The following is a 20,249-nucleotide window of genomic DNA, read 5'->3' on the forward strand; positions in this document are numbered from 1 at the left end:
TGATTTGAAATATTGATTTTAAATGAAAAACTTTAACGGCTTTACCTGCTTTTGTGTTATCACTAACAACCTATATGCTGCCAGTTTGCAGCTTTCATTGAGGATGCCTCCATGCTATACGATTTAACCGTAGTACAATTTAGTAAAATGCTTAACAACTTAAACCATGTTCTTGATAAAGGTGAAGCATTTGCCGCACTTAAACGTGTTGATATCGCGGTGTTACTAAACTCTCGTTTAGCTGCTGATCAGTTTAACTTGATCCGCCAAGTACAAATCGCCTGCGACACTGCTAAAATTGGCGTAGCTAGATTAACAGGTAAATTAGACTCTGCGCCAAAACATGACGACAGCGAAACGACACTAGCAGAACTACGCTTACGCATTACTTCAGTACTTGAATATCTGGATAGTTTTAGTGAGGCTGATTTTGCACACGCTGCTACCATTCATATCTCTCAACCGCGCTGGGAAGGTAAATATCTTACCGGTTATGAATTTGCCATTGAACACGCTATTCCTAACCTGTACTTTCACATCACCACAGCTTACGCCATATTGCGTCATAACGGTGTAGAAGTGGGTAAGAAAGACTATTTGGGCGCCATGCCTTACAAAGCACCAATACTTTAAGTCGGTAGTTATCTCAATCGATAAAAAATGCGAGCTTATTGCTCGCATTTTTTATAACAGACAATTCGCAAACACGACTACATTTCTGGTTCTTTAAACTCAGCGATGGCTTCGCCTTTAAACTGCTTTTTCAATTCAGTTTTAGACAATTCATTAATCGCCCCACCAGCACCAATAGTGAAGTGGTCAGTCTGCTTCAGCTTGCGCGCTTGATAAAGCATAACGACTTGTAGTGTTGACTCACGTTGAGCTTCAGACAAAACCGTACCATCTTCCCACTTACCCAGTTCAGTGGCTGATACTAATCTGTGGTAAACTTCTTCTGGCATTTCATCAATGACTTTATTGATATCATTCATACTGATTTCCGTTTATGTAACACGAGTCTCACTCGGGTAATAAAATATCCTACAAAACCAACAACAAAACAAGAAACAGCCACAATGGCTTGTACTCCTTGTGCTTGCTCCCCACCCCAAAACCAAGCTACTGCCCCAGCAATGAACAGTGATAAAAAAATCAAACTGTGATTCATCAATTTATTCGATTGCTGAATATGGCTGATTTTAGTTAATGACTCAGTACTTCCTGCCAAACTCACTTTACAGTGTTGACATTCCTTAGCCTTGCTAGAAATGCGTTTCTGACACTTAGGACATTCAATTAAGGCCATGAATAAAAACCCTTATGTTACTATTTACAGTTCATCTACTACTGCTAACATTGCTATTAGTGACGCTTCACCTAGATAAATACTACGCTCTGGCGACCAACCCACAAATGGATCAGATAAGTTAGCATTGTCTTTAAATGGCATTTCTAAGGTGTTGGATAAACACTTAAACGTATTCGCAACCCAATTTGAACCTACGGTTAAATTCGCTTTACCGGGTTCATCTTTTGCATAACCATATTGTGTTTGGAAATCAGCGCTAGCAAGTTGCAGCGAAGACACAAACTTACTTTGAAGTTGCGCCATTTTATCTGTGTAGTGAGGCACACCTTCACAGCCCGCGACAAACACATAAGGTAGACCTTCGTCACCATGGACATCATAAAATAGATCAACACCGGTTTCTTTCATCTTATTGACGACATAAAACACTTCAGGGCTTTTTTCTAAACTTGGTGTTTGCCATTCACGGTTTAGGTTAGTGCCAACGGCGTTGGTGCGTAAATGACCACGTACGCTGCCATCTGGATTCATATTTGGCACAATATAGAAATTAGCTTTATCTAGTAGAGACTTGGAATTAGGATTGTCGCCATCTAATAACTGACTCACCAAACCTTCAACGAGCCATTCTGCCATAGTTTCGCCTGGATGTTGTCTTGCGGTAATCCAAATGCTTTTCTTGTCTTCGTCATCATCACCAATTTTTAACAAGGTCATATCACGACCATCAAGGGTCAGCCCTAAGTGTTCTAGACTCACTGAAGGGTGCAACTGTACTTCACTTATAAAGTCTAAATGACGTTCATAGCTATAGGGTGCAAAGTAAGCAATTTGAATAGCCTCACAATCTAAATCTACTGTAATAGTTAATTTACCATCTTGATACGATGTGGGCAGGCGGAACCAATGTTGACGGTCATAACTTGCCACTGCTTGGTAATCTTCCCAGCCTTTAGGGTAAGATGCTGTGCCGGCATTATTGATGTGCATGGTGTAAGTTTGACCAACAGAACCTTCTAAACGAAAGTTAAACCACTGGTAAAACTCACCTCCGAAATCTGGTCTTATAGCAAGCTGAATATCATCGTGTTTATCGATGTTAATCACTTCAATATTGCCGCCATCAAAATTTGCACTGATCCGCATTAGGTTTTCCTTTAGTAAGTTGCTGTCTCATTTTGTCTACAAGTAAAAGATATTATTGATGTAAGTAGACTCATTTTTATTGTCACAGTTTACCAAATACCGCTATTAGTGGGAACCGTTAAAAACTAAAGCTATAGCCTTGACCTCTGACTGTATTGATCAAATCACGGGGTAAATTGCGACTCGCTAGTTTTCTACGGGTATTACTAATATGCATATCTAAATTACGGTCAAATTTACCTAATGGTTTATGCAGCACACGAAGCTGCAACTCTTGTTTGGTTACCACCTCACCTTGGCGCTCATAAAGATATTTAAATAGCCGATATTCGGTATTGGTTAAGGTGATTTTATTACCATTACAGTTTAATGAGTAACTTGGATCATCAAAATGGATCATTGTTTGCTTTTCAGCATTATTGCCAAGATTACTTCGCCGCTTTATAACGTTGAGCCTTAATTGTAACTCACGCAGATTAAAAGGTTTTGATAAGTAATCATCTGCACCCAGCTCTAGTGCATTAATTCTTTCAAAATCATCATTTTTACTTGCAAGTGTAATAATGGGTGTCCAACATTTTCTGGCCATAAGTAGCCAAAATGATTCCATTTTAGGCACTGATAGATCAACTAATGCAACATCAAATAGCTGAGTTTCTATATTAACTAGCGCTTGGAATGCATTATTAACCACAATGACCTGATAACCAATTTCAGTTAATTGCGCGCCTAGATCAAAACCTATTTCGAGTTGTTGATCGATCAATAATATTCTTTTCACAAACACACCACAAATGATAATTATTTGCATTAAGATTAACATGCCAAGTATCGTTAATCTACTTTTTACGTTGAAATGGATTGATAATGAGATCTTTATTACTTTTTTGAAAAACAAAAAAAGCCTGAACACTCAGGCTCAGGCTTTTGTCGTTGGTTGCTGGTTTGGTTATCAGTTATTTCATCAACTGGCGTATGTACTTCACCGGTGCGCTACCGTAGCTTAAAAACTGTTCATGGAACTGTTTTAAATCAAAATCAGCCCCTTTTTCAGCTTTTAACTCTTCTCTGAAGTCATAAATTTCACGGTAACCTGAATAATAACTGGTTAACTGCACCTGGCTTAATGTCGCACGACGCCACTTCCCTTCCGCTTCAGCGCGCTGCTGGAAAGCTTCATTCTCCATTAGCGCAATAGCATCTTGCTCGCCCATGCCTTTAACTTGAATGCTGTAATCTAAAATAGTGTTAGCAATAACGCGTAAATTCCACTTGTAGTACATTAACCACATTTCAGGTTCAAAATTACCATAACCCTCTTCAAGCATCATACGTTCTGTGTAAACCGCCCAGCCTTCAACCATTGCACCATTACCAAATAAGCTTTTAACTAAACTAGGTGATTGATTTGAATATACAAGCTGGGTGTAATGACCAGGGATCGCTTCGTGGATATTAAGCACCTGTAAAATCCAGTGATTATATTCACGTAAATAGCTTTCGGCAGACTCATCAGTCATATCATCAAGGGGGGTCACGTTATAATAAGTATTACTGCCCTTTTCATATGGCCCAGGCGCACTAATTGACGCGCCAGCAAAGCCACGCATATATTCAGGCGTTTCACGCACCACAAGCGGCTTCTTCGGATCAAGGGTAATGAGCTTTTTATCATTAACAAACTTAACTAACTCTGGAATTTGTTTGCGTACATCATCGACAAAGTCTTCACGTTTCACATGCTTTGATGACAACACATCAATAAGTTGTCTGATGGCCAACTTGTCATCCGCAGGCTTTGCAGTATCAATATGTTTTGCCCAAATATCAGTAGTGATTTTGGCCATTTCTGCTTGAACACGATTCTTATCTTCAACGGCTTTATCATACAGTTGTTTCGCTGTCATACCGGCTTGAATATCTAAGGCAAACTTTTGTTCATACAAGTCTTCACCAATTCTAAAGTCACGGCTGCCATTGGCTTGTAAGTCTGTTTCTAGAACGGTTAACCAATCGATGTAAGTATTTATAGCTTGTTTTGCGCTATTGAAGCGACTGGTAAACATGGCTTTTTGTTCAGCATTTAAGCCTGACTGGGCAACCTTGTTAGCTAAATCGTCATTAAGTACTGAAAAAGCGCCACGGTTTTGTTGAATCGCTAATTGAGTGTGTGCCAATGTGGGGTTGTTGATATTATCTTTAGCAGCTTGATAATAAGCCGGCACACTTTCTAGCCGTGCAATAACAGATATCAGGCGCTCATCTAATGGGGCAAAATCTTCATTAATGATTTGTGCAAAGCCACCAGCAACATTATAACTGGATGGATCCCATTGCCATGATTTGAATGTGTTTACTTCCCACTCAAACTTATTCACTAGATTTTCAAGTAATTTATAATCAATCAGTTCATTGGCAGATAATGTGTCTTGATTAAAGGTATTTAATAAACCTTTTTGTTTTGCTACAAATGCGAGGGTTTTGTCACGACTTGCTTGGTTAGGCACATCAAGATAGCCATCGTTAATATGCTTACCGTTGTACATTGCCCAGGTTGGTGCTAAAAGCCATAAATCGTCAATAAAGCTCTGTGAAAAATCAGCAAACGATAATTGAGTAGCTTGTTGAGATGATACTGAATTCTGCGCTGCCTCAGCTGACGCATTACTGGAAGTGACTGGGTCTTGGCAGCCAACAAGTCCGGTAAGCACTGCCGCTACTGAAAGTGAAATTAACGCCTTTTTCATATAATGCCTTTATTGTGTAATTATTGTTTAATTAACCTAAATACGATTAATGCCACTAGTTTGTACTCATTAGTACTCAGGTGCATTTTTGTGCTCGTTTAAGGTTAAAATATTTTGCAAATAGTTAACCATTTTTCAATGCTATTTGCAGTACAATTTGCACTTTTGACACGTCTTGTCACACAATTATTGATTGAATTACAAAGCCAATAGACTTAAGGGTGATTTATTCATTTAACATTAACCGCGGACAGATTTGAGGCTATAGTACATAAACAAAAACCGTTAGCTGAGATTTAGCCATTTTATCCCTGTGATAGGCTTATGAGCCGCATTTTGGTGACAAATGTCACTGGTTTAAACGGTTGAATAGAATCAATATAAGAATACAAACAACATCAGTTAGGAAGCATTATGAACCCAGCTACTTTAGCGTTACTTATTCCAATTCTAGCCATTCTAGGCAGCTTTACTGTCAGTATAATGAAACTCAGAGAGCAACAAATACGTGCTGCCAGTGAAAATAACAGCCATAATAAGTCGTTACAGAAGGAAGTAAACGCATTGCGGGAGCGTGTTGAAATTTTAGAAAGGCTTGTCACAGACGATTCATATGACTTAAAACAAAAGATCAATAACGCTTAACTAAGGCTCACGCAATAACAACCCATATCTGTTATTGCGCGGTCTTGAATATTTAAACGTTTTCGTTGTTAAGCTTAACCTTTTGGTAAACCCCATGGATTTAACGGTAAAGGCTTATCAGCGCGACTTGAAGTGTCAGTTCTTGGTGACGATGAATGTTGATGTTTAGCAGTTTGATCACCGCTTCGAGGCTCGCCACTAAAATTAGGTGCAGAGCGGCCTCTTGCTGTCTCCTTACCTTTATTTAAAGATAAGCTCACTTGTGGTGTTTTATCTTTGTTTGCTTGATGTCGAGCTTGAGGAACAAAGTTTAAGACTGAAATAGGTATAGGCCTTTTCGGCTCAAAACCTTCTATTACTCTACGTTCAATTAGCTCACTCATTCGGCTTTCAATCATACACAGATTTTTAAAGTCATCGTTCGATACTAACGAAATCGCTAAGCCACTTGCGCCGGCTCGGCCTGTTCGCCCAATACGGTGAATATAATCGTCAGCAGGAAAAGGTAAATCATAGTTCACTACAACCGGTAAATCATCAATATCAATACCGCGCGCAGCGACTCCCGTAGCGACAAGATATTGAATATTGCCTTGTTTAAAGTCAGCAAGCAGTTGTTCGCGCACCACTTGACTGCGCCCACCGTGAATACATTCTGCAACTATGTCACGCTTAGCAAGTTGACTCACAAGCTTGGCTGCACCTTGTTTAGTTTCAATAAAGATCAGCGCTTGTGGCCATTGCTGTTGTTGTATCAAGTGACTTAATAATGCCGACTTTTTATCTTTATCAACCGTGGTCAACCATTGCTCAATTTTAGGCTTAGTGGCCACTTGTTTATTCAAGGTTATTTCAACGGCATTACGTACCGCAGTTTTTGCTAGTACTCTGACTTGATTTGAAAGTGTGGCTGAAAATAATAAGTTTTGTCTGTCCTCTGGCAGCTTTGCCAGAATCTTATTAATGTCTTCAATAAAGCCCATATCGAGCATACGATCAGCTTCATCAAGCACTAACACTTCGATTTCATCAAAGTGTAATGCGCGTTGAGTATACAAGTCTAATAATCGACCAGGGGTAGCCACCACAATGTCAACACCGTCTAACAATGCTGCTTTTTGCTCTTTACTGTCAATGCCACCATACATTGCCATAGAACGTAGCGACAAACCTTGCGCATAACGTTCAATATTTTGATGCACTTGTGATACTAGTTCTCGGGTTGGCGCTAATATCAGCGCACGCATTCTTTTTTTGCGCCCCGTTTCGCCTTTGGCCAATTTATCTAAAATTGGCAATACGAAACTGGCGGTTTTACCCGTACCGGTTTGTGCTGCCGCAATAACATTTTTTCCATTTAGGATTTCAGGGATCGCTTTTTGTTGAATCGCGGTCGGTGTCTCATAACCTAATGTAGCTAGGTTATCGATAATAGTGGGATGTAACCCAAGGGATAAAAATGTCATAGAAAGGCGCTCAAACAAGGTGATTGGCAAGGATTAGAAGTCATTATAAACAAAAAAGACGTCCGAAGACGTCTTTCTTTTAGAATATGGCGGTGACGGAGAGATTCGAACTCTCGAAAGGTTGCCCTTTACACACTTTCCAGGCGTGCTCCTTCAGCCACTCGGACACGTCACCTTAAGATTGTTTTAAAGAGTCAATCACTCTGCGGCCGCTACTTTACGCAAATGGTGATGGTGGGTCAAGCTAAAAAGCCAACCCTGTTAGCGTTTGCACAAATGCTGTGCAACATTAAGTATTTAGCCCATAAGTTGAGGGAACAAACCTTTTATACCCGCGGCGATAACTTCGATACCTAAAGATAACATTAACAAGCCCATCAAACGCGTGATCACGTTAATACCGGTTTTACCCAATAGTTTGAAAATCGCGGGAGCCATGTTAAACAATGACCAACTGAGTATGCCAAATAGCAGCACGGTACCAAACATCCCAACAAAATCAATTAAGGTATTATGCTCAGCGGCAAATACGATAACCGAACTAATCGCACCTGGACCGGCCATCAAAGGCAATGCTAGTGGCACAACCGCAACCGACTCCATACCTGATGACTCACGATCTTCTTCTTGGTTTCGTTTAACTTCACTGATTTTACCTTGCAGCATCGACATCGCGATAATACAGATCAGACTACCGCCGGCAATTCTAAACGCTGACAGTGAAATACTGAACATGTTTAAAATATGCTGACCTGCAATAATAGTGACAAATAAGATAACCACTACGGCAAAGTTAGCCACTCTGTTAGTGTGTTTTCGTTCTAAGTCTGTCTGATGGCTGGTTAAACTGACAAAAACTGGCAGCAAACCAACAGGGTTAATAATCGCTAAAAGCCCTAAAAAGAACTTAATGTAAAGCATGTAATCCAATGAGATACCCTCTAAATAGATTGTTTTTAAAGCACATAAAAAAGGAGCGCTACTCTAATGTAAGTTATCAGTTTATAGAAGTGATATTTTCTATAAATTAACAAGTTTTTCATTAGTTTTATTGATGTCACTTAATAATCATTAATTAAGCACGTTATTGTAACTAAGTAACCACGTGCGCACAATAAACACCAACTAAAGACTACTAACGTTATATTTTGGGTTTTTTTTGGTTACAAAATGACACTTTAATGTAATTTTACCTAATTACCCTCGCAAGCAATGTGCTTTGAAATCGACATTAATGTACAATGTTTTACATTAAAAAGATTTCTGCTTAATTGCAATATTCATAAGGATTTTTATGGCGCTGCGCAATAAAGTTTGCCAAAAGAATAATAGTCGTAAATTCAGTAGTTCGCGAAGAAGAATGACCTATTTTTTATGGATAATAAAGCCACACCAAGATAGAGAATCTGACGCCGCTGAGTTGGCGAATGCTCAGAAAAAATCTGCTTCATTTTTTAAAGCATAAAAAAATGTGGTGCCATTGCTGACACCACATCTTATTTCAAATCATCTCAATTTACTTTGCTGTCCAGCGATCCATCCAGCTGAAAACATTCTTATACCATTGCTGTAAATTATCTTGATTTAAGATCCAATGATTCTCATCTGGGAACATTAACAACTCAGATGGAATGCCTTTACGTTGCATAAAGCTAAATGCAGCTAAACCTTGACCATAAGGCACACGGAAGTCTTTTTCACCGTGAATAACTAGCATAGGTGTTTTCCAGTTTTCAACGTAGTTAACTGGATTAAACTTCTCATACAGCTCTTTGTTGTCGTGATAGGTTCCGCCAAATTCATATTCAGGAAACCACAGCTCTTCTGTCACATAATACATAGAACGCATATCAAATAAACCAGCATGGTTTATCAAACATTTAAAGCCGTCATTCCAATTCCCTTGGAACCAGTTCATCATATAACCACCATATGAGCCACCCAGCGCACAGGCATTGTTGGCATCTAACCAGGGTTGTTGCTCAGATACTGCTGCCATGCCTTTTTTCAAATCTTCTAACGGCTTTCCGCCCCAATCTTGGCTAATTGAGTCGGTAAAAGCTTGGCCATAACCAGTAGAGCCATGGAAATCAACCATAACAACACCATACCCAGCACCTGCCCATAACTGAGCGTTCCAACGACCACTGAATGAATTGCCAAATGATCCTTGTGGGCCGCCGTGGACTAAATATGCTATTGGATATTTTTCACCTTCTTTATAGTTTGAAGGTTTTATCCAGTAACCATGAACGGTTTCATCATTCCAGCCTTTAAACTTAAACTGTTCAAACTCACCAAACTTAATATTAGCCAGCTTATCTTTGTTAATTTGGGTTAAACGCTTTAAATTCTCACCTTCTAAACTGATGGTGTACAAATCGCCTGGTTCAACTAATGATGCATTTTTAAAGATAATCTTGTTATTGGTTACCGCAACAATACTGTTGCTGCCATCGTTATATATTGGACGTACATCGCCAAACTGCGGATTAACTTCGAATATTGAGACCTGACCAACATCTTGGGCAGTGACATAAAGCGTACGACCATCTTGACTGAAGTTGATTGAGCTTGGGCTTCTATCCCATAACGGGGCGACTTCTTTTTCTTGCCCTGTTACCGTATCCAGTAACATTAATCGATAGCGGTCAGCTTCAAAGCCAGGTTTTGTCATCGCCAAATACGCCATATAGCGGCCATCGGCTGAATAGGTAGGCTGGGCATCCCAGGCTTTATTGGCTTCGGTTAAATTAACCGTTTCACCGCCTGCTACAGGGACTTGCCATAGATCGTAGTTAGTTGTCCAAGATTGATCCTTACTCGGCGCCTTGGCACTGTATACGATAAATTTGCCATCAGGTGTAAATGTCACTTCTTCCATACCTGAAAATGGCTTTGGTGGTGTTTCAGTGTCACGTCCTTGGGTCACGTTAATGGCATCAGTAATTTTTGTGCCGTTAAGGTTGGCTACAAATAAGTGATTGCGCGCATGATCTTCCCATGTATCCCAATGACGCACCATAAGCTGCTTGTATTCACGGCCTGTAGTTTTACGATCTTTTTCGGCGGCAAATTTTTCTTTCGAGCACACGAGGTCTTTACATTCCGGAAAAACACGCAGCGTCATGACCACTTGCTTGCCGTCTTGAGACAATTTATACCCGTTTATATCAAGGGGTAAATCACTCACCTGCAAAGCTTCGCCGCCATTAAGCGGTAAATGATATAGCTGACTAGTGCCATTTCGGTCGGCTAAAAAATAAATACTTTTACTGTCAGCAGAAAAACTCACGTCATGTTCAGTACCTGACGCAGACGTTAGCTGCTTAGGTATTGCTGTTTTACTACTTAAGTCCAATGAATAAAGATCTGAACTTGCTTCACCTTGACCATCAATCACTTTAACGCCATAAACTAAGGTGTTACCGTCATTTGATACCGCATATGAATGAAGTTTATTCATATTAACTAAGTGCTGAACTGTAAAAGGTTCCGCTGAATACACTGATGTTGCCATTCCTGCGGCAACCAATGCCAAAAGCACTGAAGAAGTTTTCATGTTATTGATTATCTCTTGTTATGGTTATTTATTGGCAGATTAACGAAAGCAAAACGCTCAAGCAAGCCTTAAACAATAAAGACTCTTGAGCGTTTAAGTCACATTACTTTACAGTGACAAGCTTAAATTAAGCTTTACTATTGGCAATATTAACTTTCCAAATAGCTGGGCCGGTTTCATGGGCATTAACCCCATTAGAATCAACCGCTACCGTTACAGGCATATCTTGCACTTCAAACTCATATATTGCTTCCATACCCAGTTCTTCAAAGGCAACAACTCGAGATTTTTTAATCGCTTTTGACACTAAGTAAGCCGCACCGCCCACAGCCATCAAATAAACGGCTTTGTGTTTTTTAATTGAAGCAACGGTTTCTGGACCACGTTCAGATTTACCAATCATGCCCATTAATCCGGTTTTTTCAAGCATCATATCGGTGAATTTGTCCATACGCGTTGCGGTTGTTGGTCCTGCTGGGCCAACCACTTCATCGCCAACAGGGTCAACTGGGCCAACGTAGTAAATAAACTTGCCTTTAAAGTCTACCCCAGCCGGTAAGCCTTCGCCTGAATCTAATAGGGTTTGAATACGCTTGTGCGCCGCATCACGACCTGTGAGCATTTTACCGTTAAGTAATAAAGTGTCACCGCTCTTCCAGGTTTCAATTTCAGCTTGAGTGATATTGTCTAGATTAACTCTGTGGGTATTCTCACCCGCTTCACGGGTAATTTCTGGCCAGTCTGCCAGTGATGGAGGCACTAAATCTGCTGGGCCTGAACCATCTAAATGAAAATGCACATGGCGGGTTGCCGCACAATTTGGGATCATCACTACAGGCTTAGACGCTGCATGGGTTGGTGCAGATTTAATTTTGATGTCTAAAACGGTAGTGAGTCCGCCTAAACCTTGCGCACCTATACCTAGGTTGTTAGCACGTTCAAAAATATCTAAACGCAGTTTTTCTTCAGTTGTTTCAGCGCCTTTAGCGATCAACTCATGAATATCAACTGGATCCATTAATGACTCTTTTGCCATTACCGCGGCTTTTTCTGCTGTGCCGCCAATACCAATACCAAGCATGCCTGGTGGACACCAACCCGCGCCCATTGTAGGCAAGGTTTTTTCTACCCAAGCCGCAATGTCATCGGACGGGTTTAACATAGCCATTTTAGATTTATTTTCTGATCCGCCGCCTTTAGCCGCGATCATTACCTCAACATGATTGCCCGCAACCATATCAATATGCACAACGGATGGTGTGTTGTCTTTGGTATTTTTACGCGCTCCCGCTGGGTCTGCAACAATTGAGGCGCGTAATGGATTGTCAGGATTGGTGTAGGCACGGCGTACACCTTCATCGACCATTTCCTGTACTGTCATGTCAGTTTTATCCCAACTGACATTCATACCAATTTTAACAAATGTAGTCACAATACCGGTATCTTGACAAAGTGGACGTTTACCCTCAGCTGACATACGTGAGTTAATTAAGATTTGTGCGATAGCATCTTTTGCCGCAACACTTTGTTCACGCTGATAGGCAGCATACATAGCATCAACAAAATCTTTAGGGTGGTAGTAAGAAATATACTGTAGAGAATCTTCAATACTTTCAATAAAATCAGCCTGTTTAATGGTAACAGGTGAAGAGGAAGTGTGGGTGTTCATAGACATAATGGGGCGCTCCAGCAGCCATGCGGCCTAACTTATTTATCGTTTTTATGTAAAGTTGATTAAATCAACGTTATTTTAGGGTTTGGTATAATTCTTTGATGGCCAATATGATACTCTTTCCATCCTTTTTGAGCTACAGCACATTTTATTTAAGGGTAATTGATGAAACCGCGTGGTGACAATGCATTAACGATTAAATCATTAACTTGGACTTATTCTAGCCAGTCTTTATTTGAATTAGTCAGTCATCTACCTTGGTCAATGTTTCTTGATTCTGCTAATGCTGCGCATCAGGACGCCCGTTTCGATATTATCGTATTCAACCCGATTGCAACGCTAACCAGTCATAATAATAAGCTTTGTTTTGAGCCTAAAGTAACAGACGAACATCAATCAACTTTATCGACTCTATTTGACGATATACAAGAGTATTTGTTGTCACCTTCCCTAAGCCCATTTGACGCCTTAAAATATTGCTTAGCGCATTTATATCCGATAAAACACCCTAGTATTTATCCATTCAGTGGTGGCGCTATGGGGGCATTGAGCTATGATCTTGGCCGCTCAGTGGAAAACATCATTGAAAAAGCCGCTAAAGATATCGATTTTAATGAGCTCAGTATTGGCTTTTATGATCAGTGTTTAATTTATGATTACGCCAAAAAATCTTGGCTGCATATAAGCTATGATGGCACAGCCCAATTAAACTCAATTGTTAATACCATTGAAAATCTGATGCTGGCTAAATCATCAACCTCATCAGCCCCACCATTTTCACTAACCTCTGATTGGCATAATCAAACGAGTAAACAAACCTATTTGAGCCACTTTAACCGAGTTCAGGACTATTTATTAAGTGGTGATTGCTATCAAATTAATTTGACCCAAAGATTTGAAGCTGACTATAAAGGTAATGAATGGCAAGCATATTGCCTGTTAACTCAGGCGAATAAAGCGCCCTTCTCGGCATTTATACGTTTACCTAACCATACCATATTGTCTATTTCACCAGAGCGATTCATACAATTGCACGGTAATAGCATTCAAACTAAGCCCATTAAAGGCACATTACCCAGAATAAATGATGCTGCTTTAGATAAACAACAAGCGATTAAATTACAGTTATCTGAAAAGGATCGCGCCGAAAATGTCATGATAGTCGATTTGCTGCGTAATGATATTGGCAAAGTGGCAGCACCTGGCAGTGTTGCTGTACCGCAGCTATTTGCTATTGAAAGCTTTCCAGCTGTACATCATTTAGTTAGCACCATTACTGCAATTTTATCAACAACTTACAGCGCAACTGATTTATTAAAGGCATGTTTCCCTGGTGGGTCAATTACCGGTGCACCCAAAATACGTGCAATGCAAATTATTGAGGAATTAGAGCCCTCAAGACGCAGTATGTATTGCGGCAGTATTGGTTATATCAGCCAAGATGGCACTATGGACACCAGCATTACCATAAGAACTTTAGTCACTGAAAAAAATCGTATTTACTGTTGGGCTGGCGGCGGCGTGGTGGCAGACTCAAATGCCGAAGCGGAATATCAAGAGTGTTTCGACAAGGTCAGCAAAATATTACCTTTGCTTACAGTTGAAAAATAACAAGTACAGGGTTCTACACTTAAAGTCGACCATAAAAAAGCCAGCAAATGATTGCTGGCTTTTGATTTACTAAACCGTTTATAGACCGTTTAATGCTTCTTTACAAAGCTGGGTAATACGCGCCCAATCTTCAGAGTCAACGGCATCTGTTGGTGCAATCCAACTGCCACCAATACAGTCAACATTACTTAATGCTAAGTAATCTTTATAAGTGGCAAGACTAATTCCGCCCGTAGGACAAAAACGAATATTGGCTAAAGGACCAGAGAATGACTTAAGTGCATTCACCCCACCAGAAGCTTCAGCGGGAAAGAATTTAAAATGAGTGTATCCCAATTCCATCCCCACCATCACCTCAGAAATACTCGCCACACCAGGAATTAATGGCACGTTGCCTTTTTTAGCCGCTTTAAGTAAATCAACGGTTGCACCAGGGGTAATAATAAACTGAGACCCTGCATCAACCGCTTGCTTTAATTGAGCTTCATTTAAAATAGTGCCAGCACCGATTAAGGCTTCAGGAACTTCTTTAGCAATTTTAGCTATCGCTTCAAGTGCACAAGGGGTGCGTAAAGTCACTTCTAAAACACTTATGCCACCGGCAACCAAGGCTCTTGCTAAAGGGACTGCATGCTCAATTTTATTGATAACCATCACAGGTACAATAGGGCTACGCTTAAAAACATCTTGTGGTTGAAGTGACCAGTTATTGTCAGACATTCGTTACTTTTCCTTAATTAGTAAATTTCGTCAATCGCACTGGTGCTTCTTGCACCGGTTTCAGGACTGCTCAAAGTGCGGCGTAACGCGCCAAACAGTTCGCGACCCATGCCATATCTTGAATGGTGTAAATCAACCAAGCTTGCTTCACGTGCATTAAGTACCGCTTCATCAACCAATAATGTCAGCTCACCAGTATTGGCATTGACACGGATCAAATCACCATCTTGAACTTTGGCAATCATGCCGCCATCAAGGGCTTCTGGTGTTAAATGAATCGCGGCAGGCACTTTGCCTGATGCACCAGACATACGACCGTCAGTGACTAATGCCACTTTAAAGCCTTTATCCTGCAAGCTACCTAAAAATGGTGTCAGCTTATGTAGCTCAGGCATACCATTGGCTTTAGGGCCTTGACCTTTAACTACCACTACGCAGTCTCGGTCTAACGCACCGGCTTTGAATAACGCATCAATGTCATTTTGATCGTTAATCACAATCGCAGGACCTTCAATAATACGGTTTTTGTCTGGTACAGCAGAGACTTTGATCACTGCACGGCCCAAATTACCTTTTAGTAATTTAAGACCACCATTTGGCTGAAAAGGTGTTGCTAAATGAGTTAATACTTCTTTATCTAATGATTCAGAAATACCATCAACCCAAAGCAATTGACCATCAATAAGTTTTGGCTCTTGGGTATATTTACGCAAGCCGAAACCGGCAACAGTATTGACATCTTCATGCAATAAACCGCCATCAAGTAATTCTTTTACTAATAATGCCATTCCGCCTGCAGCATGGAAGTGGTTAATATCAGCATGACCATTTGGATAAACACGTGCCAATAGAGGCACTGCATCAGATAAATCTGAGAAGTCATCCCAGTTAACAATAATACCAGCGGCGCGAGCGGCGGCAACTATGTGCATGGTTAAGTTGGTTGAACCACCAGTTGCAAGAATGCCAACGATACCGTTCACAACAGATTTCTCACAAACCACTTCACCTATTGGGGTGTACTGGGTACCCATTTCTGTTAAACGACATACTTGCTTAGCCGCCATTTTGTTTAGTGCTTCGCGAAGCGGATCATCTGGGTTAACAAACGACGAACCTGGTAACTGTAAGCCCATAATTTCAAGCATTAACTGGTTAGAGTTAGCCGTACCATAAAAAGTACAAGTTCCCGCACTATGGTACGATGCTGACTCTGCCGCTAATAACTCTTCACGGCCAATAAGACCTTGGGCAAACTTTTGACGAATGCGCGCTTTTTCTTTATTTGGAATACCTGACTTCATTGGGCCAGCAGGCACAAACATCATCGGCAAGTGACCAAAGCTTAGTGCACCAATAAGTAAGCCTGGGACAATTTTGTCACAAATACCCAGTAATAAAGCACCATCAAACATGTTGTGTGACAAGCCTACCGCTGTTGCCATCGCAATCACTTCACGACTTAACAAACTTAATTCCATACCTGGCTGACCTTGGGTCACGCCATCACACATTGCAGGAACGCCCGCAGCAACCTGCGCAACACTGCCAACCTCTTCACACGCTTGCTTTAACAGTTTAGGGTAGTCTTCATAGGGCTGATGTGCAGAAAGCATGTCGTTAAACGAGGTAACAATACCAATGTTAGCTTTCGTTAATTGACGTAACGCATCTTTGTCAGCAGGCTTACAAGCCGCAAAACCATGGGCTAAGTTGCCACAGCTTAATGCGCTACGGTGAACCCCTTTGGCTTTAGCATCTTCAAGTGCGGCTAGATAGCCTTTGCGTGAATCTTTACTTCGTTCAATAATTCGGTCTGTAACCGACTGGACAACTGAGTGCATATGACAACTCCTTTATGCGCTGTAGAACACGTCAACGGGCGTTTTATGCTGCGCTAAAACGGCTCTAATGGGCATTTTTGTTACATCATCATTCTCAAGAGCCTGATGATAAACGGTTAATTTTGCTTCACCAACCAGATGTAAATAAATCTGACGGCTGTTTAAAATGGCATCTTTAGATAAGGTGATTCTGGCGTGAGGCGCTGTAGTCGGATTAACTGCAGCGCACACCTCTTGGGTAGTTAATGCATTATCTAATTCTTTACTACAAGGAAACCATGAACAGGTATGTCCATCAGCTCCCATACCTAAAATGACCACGTCAAATGGACGCGGGAAATTTGCTAAAGATTCCCCCGCCATTGCCGCGCCAGCTTCAGGGCTAGCAAACATATTCTTTAAGCCACGAAATTTAGCGTTAGCGGCACGATTTTGCAGTAAATGCTCACGCACTAAACGCTCATTTGAATCTTTATCATCTGCTTCTACCCAACGCTCATCAGCAAGAGTGATATAGACTTCACTCCACTCTAATGTTTTATGGCTAAGCAGTTGAAATAATTTTAATGGCGTAGAGCCACCGGACACAACCAGGCTAGCCTTACCGCGATTATCAATCGCATCTTGCAATTGATTGGCAATTTTATCTGCTAAAGCTGATTCAAGGCTGGCAGGTGTATCGAATGATTTAAATACGCTTTCTTTAATCATGTTAGTTCCCTTATTCATCCCAAGAACGACCGTCTTTAGTGATCAAGGCAACCGAGGCAACCGGCCCCCATGTGCCAGCAGGATAGGATTTAGGACGTTCCCCGCTTTGTTCCCAAGATTGAATAATGCCGTCAACCCACTTCCAAGCTTGTTCCACTTCATCACGGCGCACAAATAGCGCTTGATTGCCTAACATTGCTTCAAGTAATAAACGCTCATAAGCATCGGCAATACGATCATTTTTAAAAGTATCAGAGAAACTTAAATCTAATTTAGTTGTTTGCAAACGCTGCTTTTGCTCAAGACCTGGGACTTTATTCATCATTTGAATCTCAACCCCTTCGTGAGGTTGTAAACGAATAGTCAGCTTGTTCGGTGGCAGGTTACGGTAGCTTGCACGGTACAGGTTATGCGGAGGATTTTTGAAATAAACCACAATTTCACTGCTCTTGAACGGCATACGCTTACCGCTACGTAAGTAAAACGGCACGCCAGCCCAACGCCAGTTATCAATATCAACACGTAATGCAACAAATGTTTCTGTGTTAGATTTTTGATTAGCATCTTCTTCTTCCAAATAACCCGGAACTGGAGAGCCTTTTAGAAAGCCTGCGCTATATTGGCCTCGAACGGTATTCTCATAAACATTGTCTTGATTAATTGGTCGCAGAGATTTAAGTACTTTCACTTTTTCATCGCGAATGCTGTCAGCATCTAGGTTAACCGGAGGGTCCATTGCCACAAGCGTTAACACCTGCAATAAATGGTTTTGGATCATATCGCGCATTTGTCCTGCGCCATCAAAATATCCCCAACGCCCTTCTATACCCACTTCTTCAGCCACGGTGATCTGTACATGATCAATCGTGCGATTGTCCCACTTAGACGAAAATAATGAATTAGCAAAACGTAGTGCAATCAAATTTTGAACTGTCTCTTTGCCTAAATAATGGTCTATGCGGTAAACCTGGTTTTCATTAAAAAACTCAGCGACTTGATTATTAATAACGTGAGATGACTCTAAATCAGTGCCGATAGGTTTTTCTAACACCACTCGGGTGTCTGAATGGATCAATTTTTGCTCATTAAGGCAACGACAAATAGCACCGAATATTGACGGAGGTGTGGCAAAGTAATTTACCATCACTCGTTTTGTCGGTTCTAATAAATCATGGAATGCAGCGTAGCCTTCAGGTTCGGTGAAGTTCGTGCCTATGTAATGACAGCGAGCTAAAAAGCGCTCAAGTGTCTCAGGACAAATCTCATCCTTTACAAAAGTATTTAACGCCTTGGTGACAAGCTCGATGAACTGTTCCTGAGTAAAGGCATCTTTAGCAACACCGATAACTTTGGTGTCCTTGTCTAATAACTCAGCTTTATCTAATTGGTACAGAGAAGGTAATAGTTTACGTCTTGCAAGGTCCCCTTTGGTTCCAAACAATACAAAATCACACGCCTTCGCACTTGATGATTTGCCCATTGCTGACAGCTCTCCTTTATTATTTTGTGTTTGAATCGTTCTAAACGATGAATAAAAACACACTTTTGTTGTAATATAACAACAGAATTTGATTTATGCATCTATATTTTGCAATTAATCTCTTGATAGCTATATAGTCATTTTGATACGTTATCTGCTATGATTTTCTCCACTCACAGACAGTAACAGAAGTTTTATCAATTCAGGAACAATTGAAAATTTACTACAATTGACTTTCAGAGGTAAAAAAATAACTTAATTTCCTCTCTTAAATGAACTTCTGATTTAAAATTACATTACCCAATATTGGCGGATGCATGATTATGAATACACTTGAAAAGGTTCAAAACAACCTTGCTAAATTTAGTAAGTCAGAGCGCAAGGTCGCCGAAGTCATTTTGGCTTCGCCGCAAACCGCTATCCATTCCAGTATTGCTACTTTAGCAAAGATGGCCGATGTCAGCGAACCTACGGTTAATCGCTTTTGCCGCCGATTAGACACTAAAGGCTTCCCTGATTTTAAGTTACATTTGGCCCAAAGTCTTGCTAATGGCACACCTTATGTCAGCCGCCATGTTGAAGAAGATGACACGCCTGAATCTTATACAACAAAAATATTTGAATCTTCAATGGCATCGCTTGATACAGCCCGTCAAAGCTTAGATATAGCGGCAATAAATAAAGCCGTTGATATCTTAACTCAAGCTAAAACAATCTCATTTTTTGGCTTAGGCGCCTCAGCATCGGTAGCGCATGATGCCCAAAATAAGTTCTTCCGTTTTAATGTGCCTGTTATTTGTTTTGATGATGTGCTTATGCAACGCATGAGTTGTATCAACTGCAATGAAGGTGATGTAGTAGTGCTTATTTCACACACTGGCCGAACCAAATCACTAATAGAAATAGCCCGTATTGCACGCGAAAACGGCGCTGCCGTTATTGGTATTACTGCCCGTAACTCGCCTCTCTCTCTTGAATGCACACTTCCTGTAACCATGGAAGTACCAGAGGACACTGATTTATATTTACCCATGGCTTCTCGCTTAGCACAGTTGGTCACTATAGACGTACTTGCCACAGGCTTTACTTTACGACGTGGCCCTCGTTTTCGCGATAACTTAAAACGTGTAAAAGAAGTACTAAAAGAGTCTCGCGTGAACCGAGATATGACCATTTAAGCCATTTTTATGCTTATTGTGAATGTGACTTACAACAAATTATTGATTAATTGTATCTAACTTTAGCTGTGATGATATTAATTAAAAGGCTAGAGACTGGTGTCTTTTAGCCTTTTTTTTGCTAAAAATGATTTATCTGTCACAAAAAACACGTATTA

General features: G+C 40.7%; 17 protein-coding genes and 1 tRNA gene. 4 read left to right on the forward strand and 14 right to left on the reverse strand.

The features are described 5' to 3' along the window. The first annotated feature begins 111 nt into the window (after positions 1–111). Entirely contained in the window at positions 112–633 is a 522-nt protein-coding gene (locus tag FJ709_RS10295; RefSeq protein ID WP_226409981.1) for a DUF1993 domain-containing protein, read from the forward strand. Between the two features lie 77 nt (positions 634–710). On the opposite strand, the gene FJ709_RS10300 is transcribed toward FJ709_RS10295, so the two are convergent. The 5 genes from FJ709_RS10300 to FJ709_RS10320 form a co-directional block, all read right to left on the reverse strand. Next, positions 711–992: a YeaC family protein gene (locus tag FJ709_RS10300; RefSeq protein ID WP_226409982.1), complete on the reverse strand. Its 282-nt coding sequence runs from the start codon at positions 990–992 to the stop codon at positions 711–713. After that, positions 989–1,306 carry a zinc ribbon domain-containing protein gene (locus tag FJ709_RS10305; RefSeq protein ID WP_226409983.1) on the reverse strand — a complete coding sequence of 106 codons (318 nt, stop codon included), beginning with the start codon at positions 1,304–1,306 and terminating at the stop codon, positions 989–991. The genes FJ709_RS10300 and FJ709_RS10305 overlap by 4 nt, the downstream gene beginning before the upstream one ends. Before the next feature lie 24 nt (positions 1,307–1,330). Beyond that, positions 1,331–2,455 carry a M14 family metallopeptidase gene (locus FJ709_RS10310; RefSeq protein ID WP_226409984.1) on the reverse strand — a complete coding sequence of 375 codons (1,125 nt, stop codon included), beginning with the start codon at positions 2,453–2,455 and terminating at the stop codon, positions 1,331–1,333. 118 nt (positions 2,456–2,573) lie between these two features. After that, on the reverse strand, positions 2,574–3,236 hold the full coding sequence (locus FJ709_RS10315) for a response regulator transcription factor (protein WP_226409985.1): 663 nt from the start codon (positions 3,234–3,236) through the stop codon (positions 2,574–2,576). A gap of 175 nt (positions 3,237–3,411) precedes the next feature. Continuing rightward, entirely contained in the window at positions 3,412–5,202 is a 1,791-nt protein-coding gene (locus tag FJ709_RS10320) for a DUF885 domain-containing protein (protein WP_226409986.1), read from the reverse strand. 414 nt (positions 5,203–5,616) lie between these two features. Between FJ709_RS10320 and FJ709_RS10325 the strand changes: the two genes are divergently transcribed. Continuing rightward, positions 5,617–5,847 carry a hypothetical protein gene (locus FJ709_RS10325; protein ID WP_226409987.1) on the forward strand — a complete coding sequence of 77 codons (231 nt, stop codon included), beginning with the start codon at positions 5,617–5,619 and terminating at the stop codon, positions 5,845–5,847. Between the two features lie 74 nt (positions 5,848–5,921). Here FJ709_RS10325 and FJ709_RS10330 read toward each other — a convergent pair whose 3' ends face one another. The 5 genes from FJ709_RS10330 to FJ709_RS10350 form a co-directional block, all read right to left on the reverse strand. Further along, positions 5,922–7,313 (reverse strand): DEAD/DEAH box helicase, encoded by a 1,392-nt coding sequence (locus tag FJ709_RS10330; protein WP_226409988.1) that lies wholly within the window; start codon positions 7,311–7,313, stop codon positions 5,922–5,924. 87 nt (positions 7,314–7,400) lie between these two features. Further along, positions 7,401–7,488: transfer RNA gene (locus tag FJ709_RS10335), tRNA-Ser, on the reverse strand. Between the two features lie 122 nt (positions 7,489–7,610). Next, positions 7,611–8,234 carry a YchE family NAAT transporter gene (locus FJ709_RS10340; RefSeq protein ID WP_404829952.1) on the reverse strand — a complete coding sequence of 208 codons (624 nt, stop codon included), beginning with the start codon at positions 8,232–8,234 and terminating at the stop codon, positions 7,611–7,613. Positions 8,235–8,829: 595 nt separating this feature from the next. Beyond that, entirely contained in the window at positions 8,830–10,875 is a 2,046-nt protein-coding gene (locus FJ709_RS10345) for a S9 family peptidase (RefSeq protein WP_226409990.1), read from the reverse strand. A 127-nt stretch (positions 10,876–11,002) separates the two neighbouring features. Then, complete coding sequence (locus FJ709_RS10350) at positions 11,003–12,544, reverse strand: fumarate hydratase (RefSeq protein WP_226415928.1); 1,542 nt, start codon at positions 12,542–12,544, stop codon at positions 11,003–11,005. A 168-nt stretch (positions 12,545–12,712) separates the two neighbouring features. On the opposite strand from FJ709_RS10350, the gene pabB reads away from it, so the two are divergent. Next, positions 12,713–14,158: an aminodeoxychorismate synthase component I gene (pabB, locus tag FJ709_RS10355; RefSeq protein WP_226409991.1), complete on the forward strand. Its 1,446-nt coding sequence runs from the start codon at positions 12,713–12,715 to the stop codon at positions 14,156–14,158. 78 nt (positions 14,159–14,236) lie between these two features. On the opposite strand, the gene FJ709_RS10360 is transcribed toward pabB, so the two are convergent. The 4 genes from FJ709_RS10360 to zwf are packed head-to-tail and all read right to left on the reverse strand — an operon-like array spanning position 14,237 to position 18,913. After that, on the reverse strand, positions 14,237–14,878 hold the full coding sequence (locus FJ709_RS10360; RefSeq protein ID WP_226409992.1) for a bifunctional 4-hydroxy-2-oxoglutarate aldolase/2-dehydro-3-deoxy-phosphogluconate aldolase: 642 nt from the start codon (positions 14,876–14,878) through the stop codon (positions 14,237–14,239). Positions 14,879–14,895: 17 nt separating this feature from the next. Continuing rightward, entirely contained in the window at positions 14,896–16,722 is a 1,827-nt protein-coding gene (edd, locus tag FJ709_RS10365; RefSeq protein WP_226409993.1) for a phosphogluconate dehydratase, read from the reverse strand. Between the two features lie 12 nt (positions 16,723–16,734). Next, the gene (pgl, locus tag FJ709_RS10370) at positions 16,735–17,433 is read right to left on the reverse strand and encodes a 6-phosphogluconolactonase (RefSeq protein WP_226409994.1); all 699 of its coding nucleotides are present in this window, start codon (positions 17,431–17,433) and stop codon (positions 16,735–16,737) included. A 10-nt stretch (positions 17,434–17,443) separates the two neighbouring features. Next, entirely contained in the window at positions 17,444–18,913 is a 1,470-nt protein-coding gene (zwf, locus tag FJ709_RS10375) for a glucose-6-phosphate dehydrogenase (RefSeq protein WP_226409995.1), read from the reverse strand. Between the two features lie 323 nt (positions 18,914–19,236). Between zwf and FJ709_RS10380 the strand changes: the two genes are divergently transcribed. Beyond that, positions 19,237–20,091: a MurR/RpiR family transcriptional regulator gene (locus FJ709_RS10380; RefSeq protein WP_226415929.1), complete on the forward strand. Its 855-nt coding sequence runs from the start codon at positions 19,237–19,239 to the stop codon at positions 20,089–20,091. The last annotated feature ends 158 nt before the right edge of the window (positions 20,092–20,249 follow it).

The sequence above is a fragment of the Shewanella glacialimarina genome (assembly GCF_020511155.1).
Taxonomy (GTDB): domain Bacteria; phylum Pseudomonadota; class Gammaproteobacteria; order Enterobacterales; family Shewanellaceae; genus Shewanella; species Shewanella glacialimarina.

What these genes read in the sequence shown, in the direction of transcription:
- FJ709_RS10310 (WP_226409984.1), bottom strand. Translation starts at nt 2,455, where the DNA reads ATGCGGATCAGTGCAAATTTTGATGGCGGCAATATTGAAGTGATTAAC.
- edd (WP_226409993.1), bottom strand. Translation starts at nt 16,722, where the DNA reads ATGCACTCAGTTGTCCAGTCGGTTACAGACCGAATTATTGAACGAAGT.
- FJ709_RS10330 (WP_226409988.1), bottom strand. Translation starts at nt 7,313, where the DNA reads ATGACATTTTTATCCCTTGGGTTACATCCCACTATTATCGATAACCTA.
- FJ709_RS10300 (WP_226409982.1), bottom strand. Translation starts at nt 992, where the DNA reads ATGAATGATATCAATAAAGTCATTGATGAAATGCCAGAAGAAGTTTAC.
- FJ709_RS10295 (WP_226409981.1), top strand. Translation starts at nt 112, where the DNA reads ATGCTATACGATTTAACCGTAGTACAATTTAGTAAAATGCTTAACAAC.
- FJ709_RS10325 (WP_226409987.1), top strand. Translation starts at nt 5,617, where the DNA reads ATGAACCCAGCTACTTTAGCGTTACTTATTCCAATTCTAGCCATTCTA.
- FJ709_RS10305 (WP_226409983.1), bottom strand. Translation starts at nt 1,306, where the DNA reads ATGGCCTTAATTGAATGTCCTAAGTGTCAGAAACGCATTTCTAGCAAG.
- zwf (WP_226409995.1), bottom strand. Translation starts at nt 18,913, where the DNA reads ATGGGCAAATCATCAAGTGCGAAGGCGTGTGATTTTGTATTGTTTGGA.
- FJ709_RS10350 (WP_226415928.1), bottom strand. Translation starts at nt 12,544, where the DNA reads ATGAACACCCACACTTCCTCTTCACCTGTTACCATTAAACAGGCTGAT.
- FJ709_RS10320 (WP_226409986.1), bottom strand. Translation starts at nt 5,202, where the DNA reads ATGAAAAAGGCGTTAATTTCACTTTCAGTAGCGGCAGTGCTTACCGGA.
- FJ709_RS10340 (WP_404829952.1), bottom strand. Translation starts at nt 8,234, where the DNA reads ATGCTTTACATTAAGTTCTTTTTAGGGCTTTTAGCGATTATTAACCCT.
- FJ709_RS10345 (WP_226409990.1), bottom strand. Translation starts at nt 10,875, where the DNA reads ATGAAAACTTCTTCAGTGCTTTTGGCATTGGTTGCCGCAGGAATGGCA.
- pabB (WP_226409991.1), top strand. Translation starts at nt 12,713, where the DNA reads ATGAAACCGCGTGGTGACAATGCATTAACGATTAAATCATTAACTTGG.
- FJ709_RS10380 (WP_226415929.1), top strand. Translation starts at nt 19,237, where the DNA reads ATGAATACACTTGAAAAGGTTCAAAACAACCTTGCTAAATTTAGTAAG.
- pgl (WP_226409994.1), bottom strand. Translation starts at nt 17,433, where the DNA reads ATGATTAAAGAAAGCGTATTTAAATCATTCGATACACCTGCCAGCCTT.
- FJ709_RS10360 (WP_226409992.1), bottom strand. Translation starts at nt 14,878, where the DNA reads ATGTCTGACAATAACTGGTCACTTCAACCACAAGATGTTTTTAAGCGT.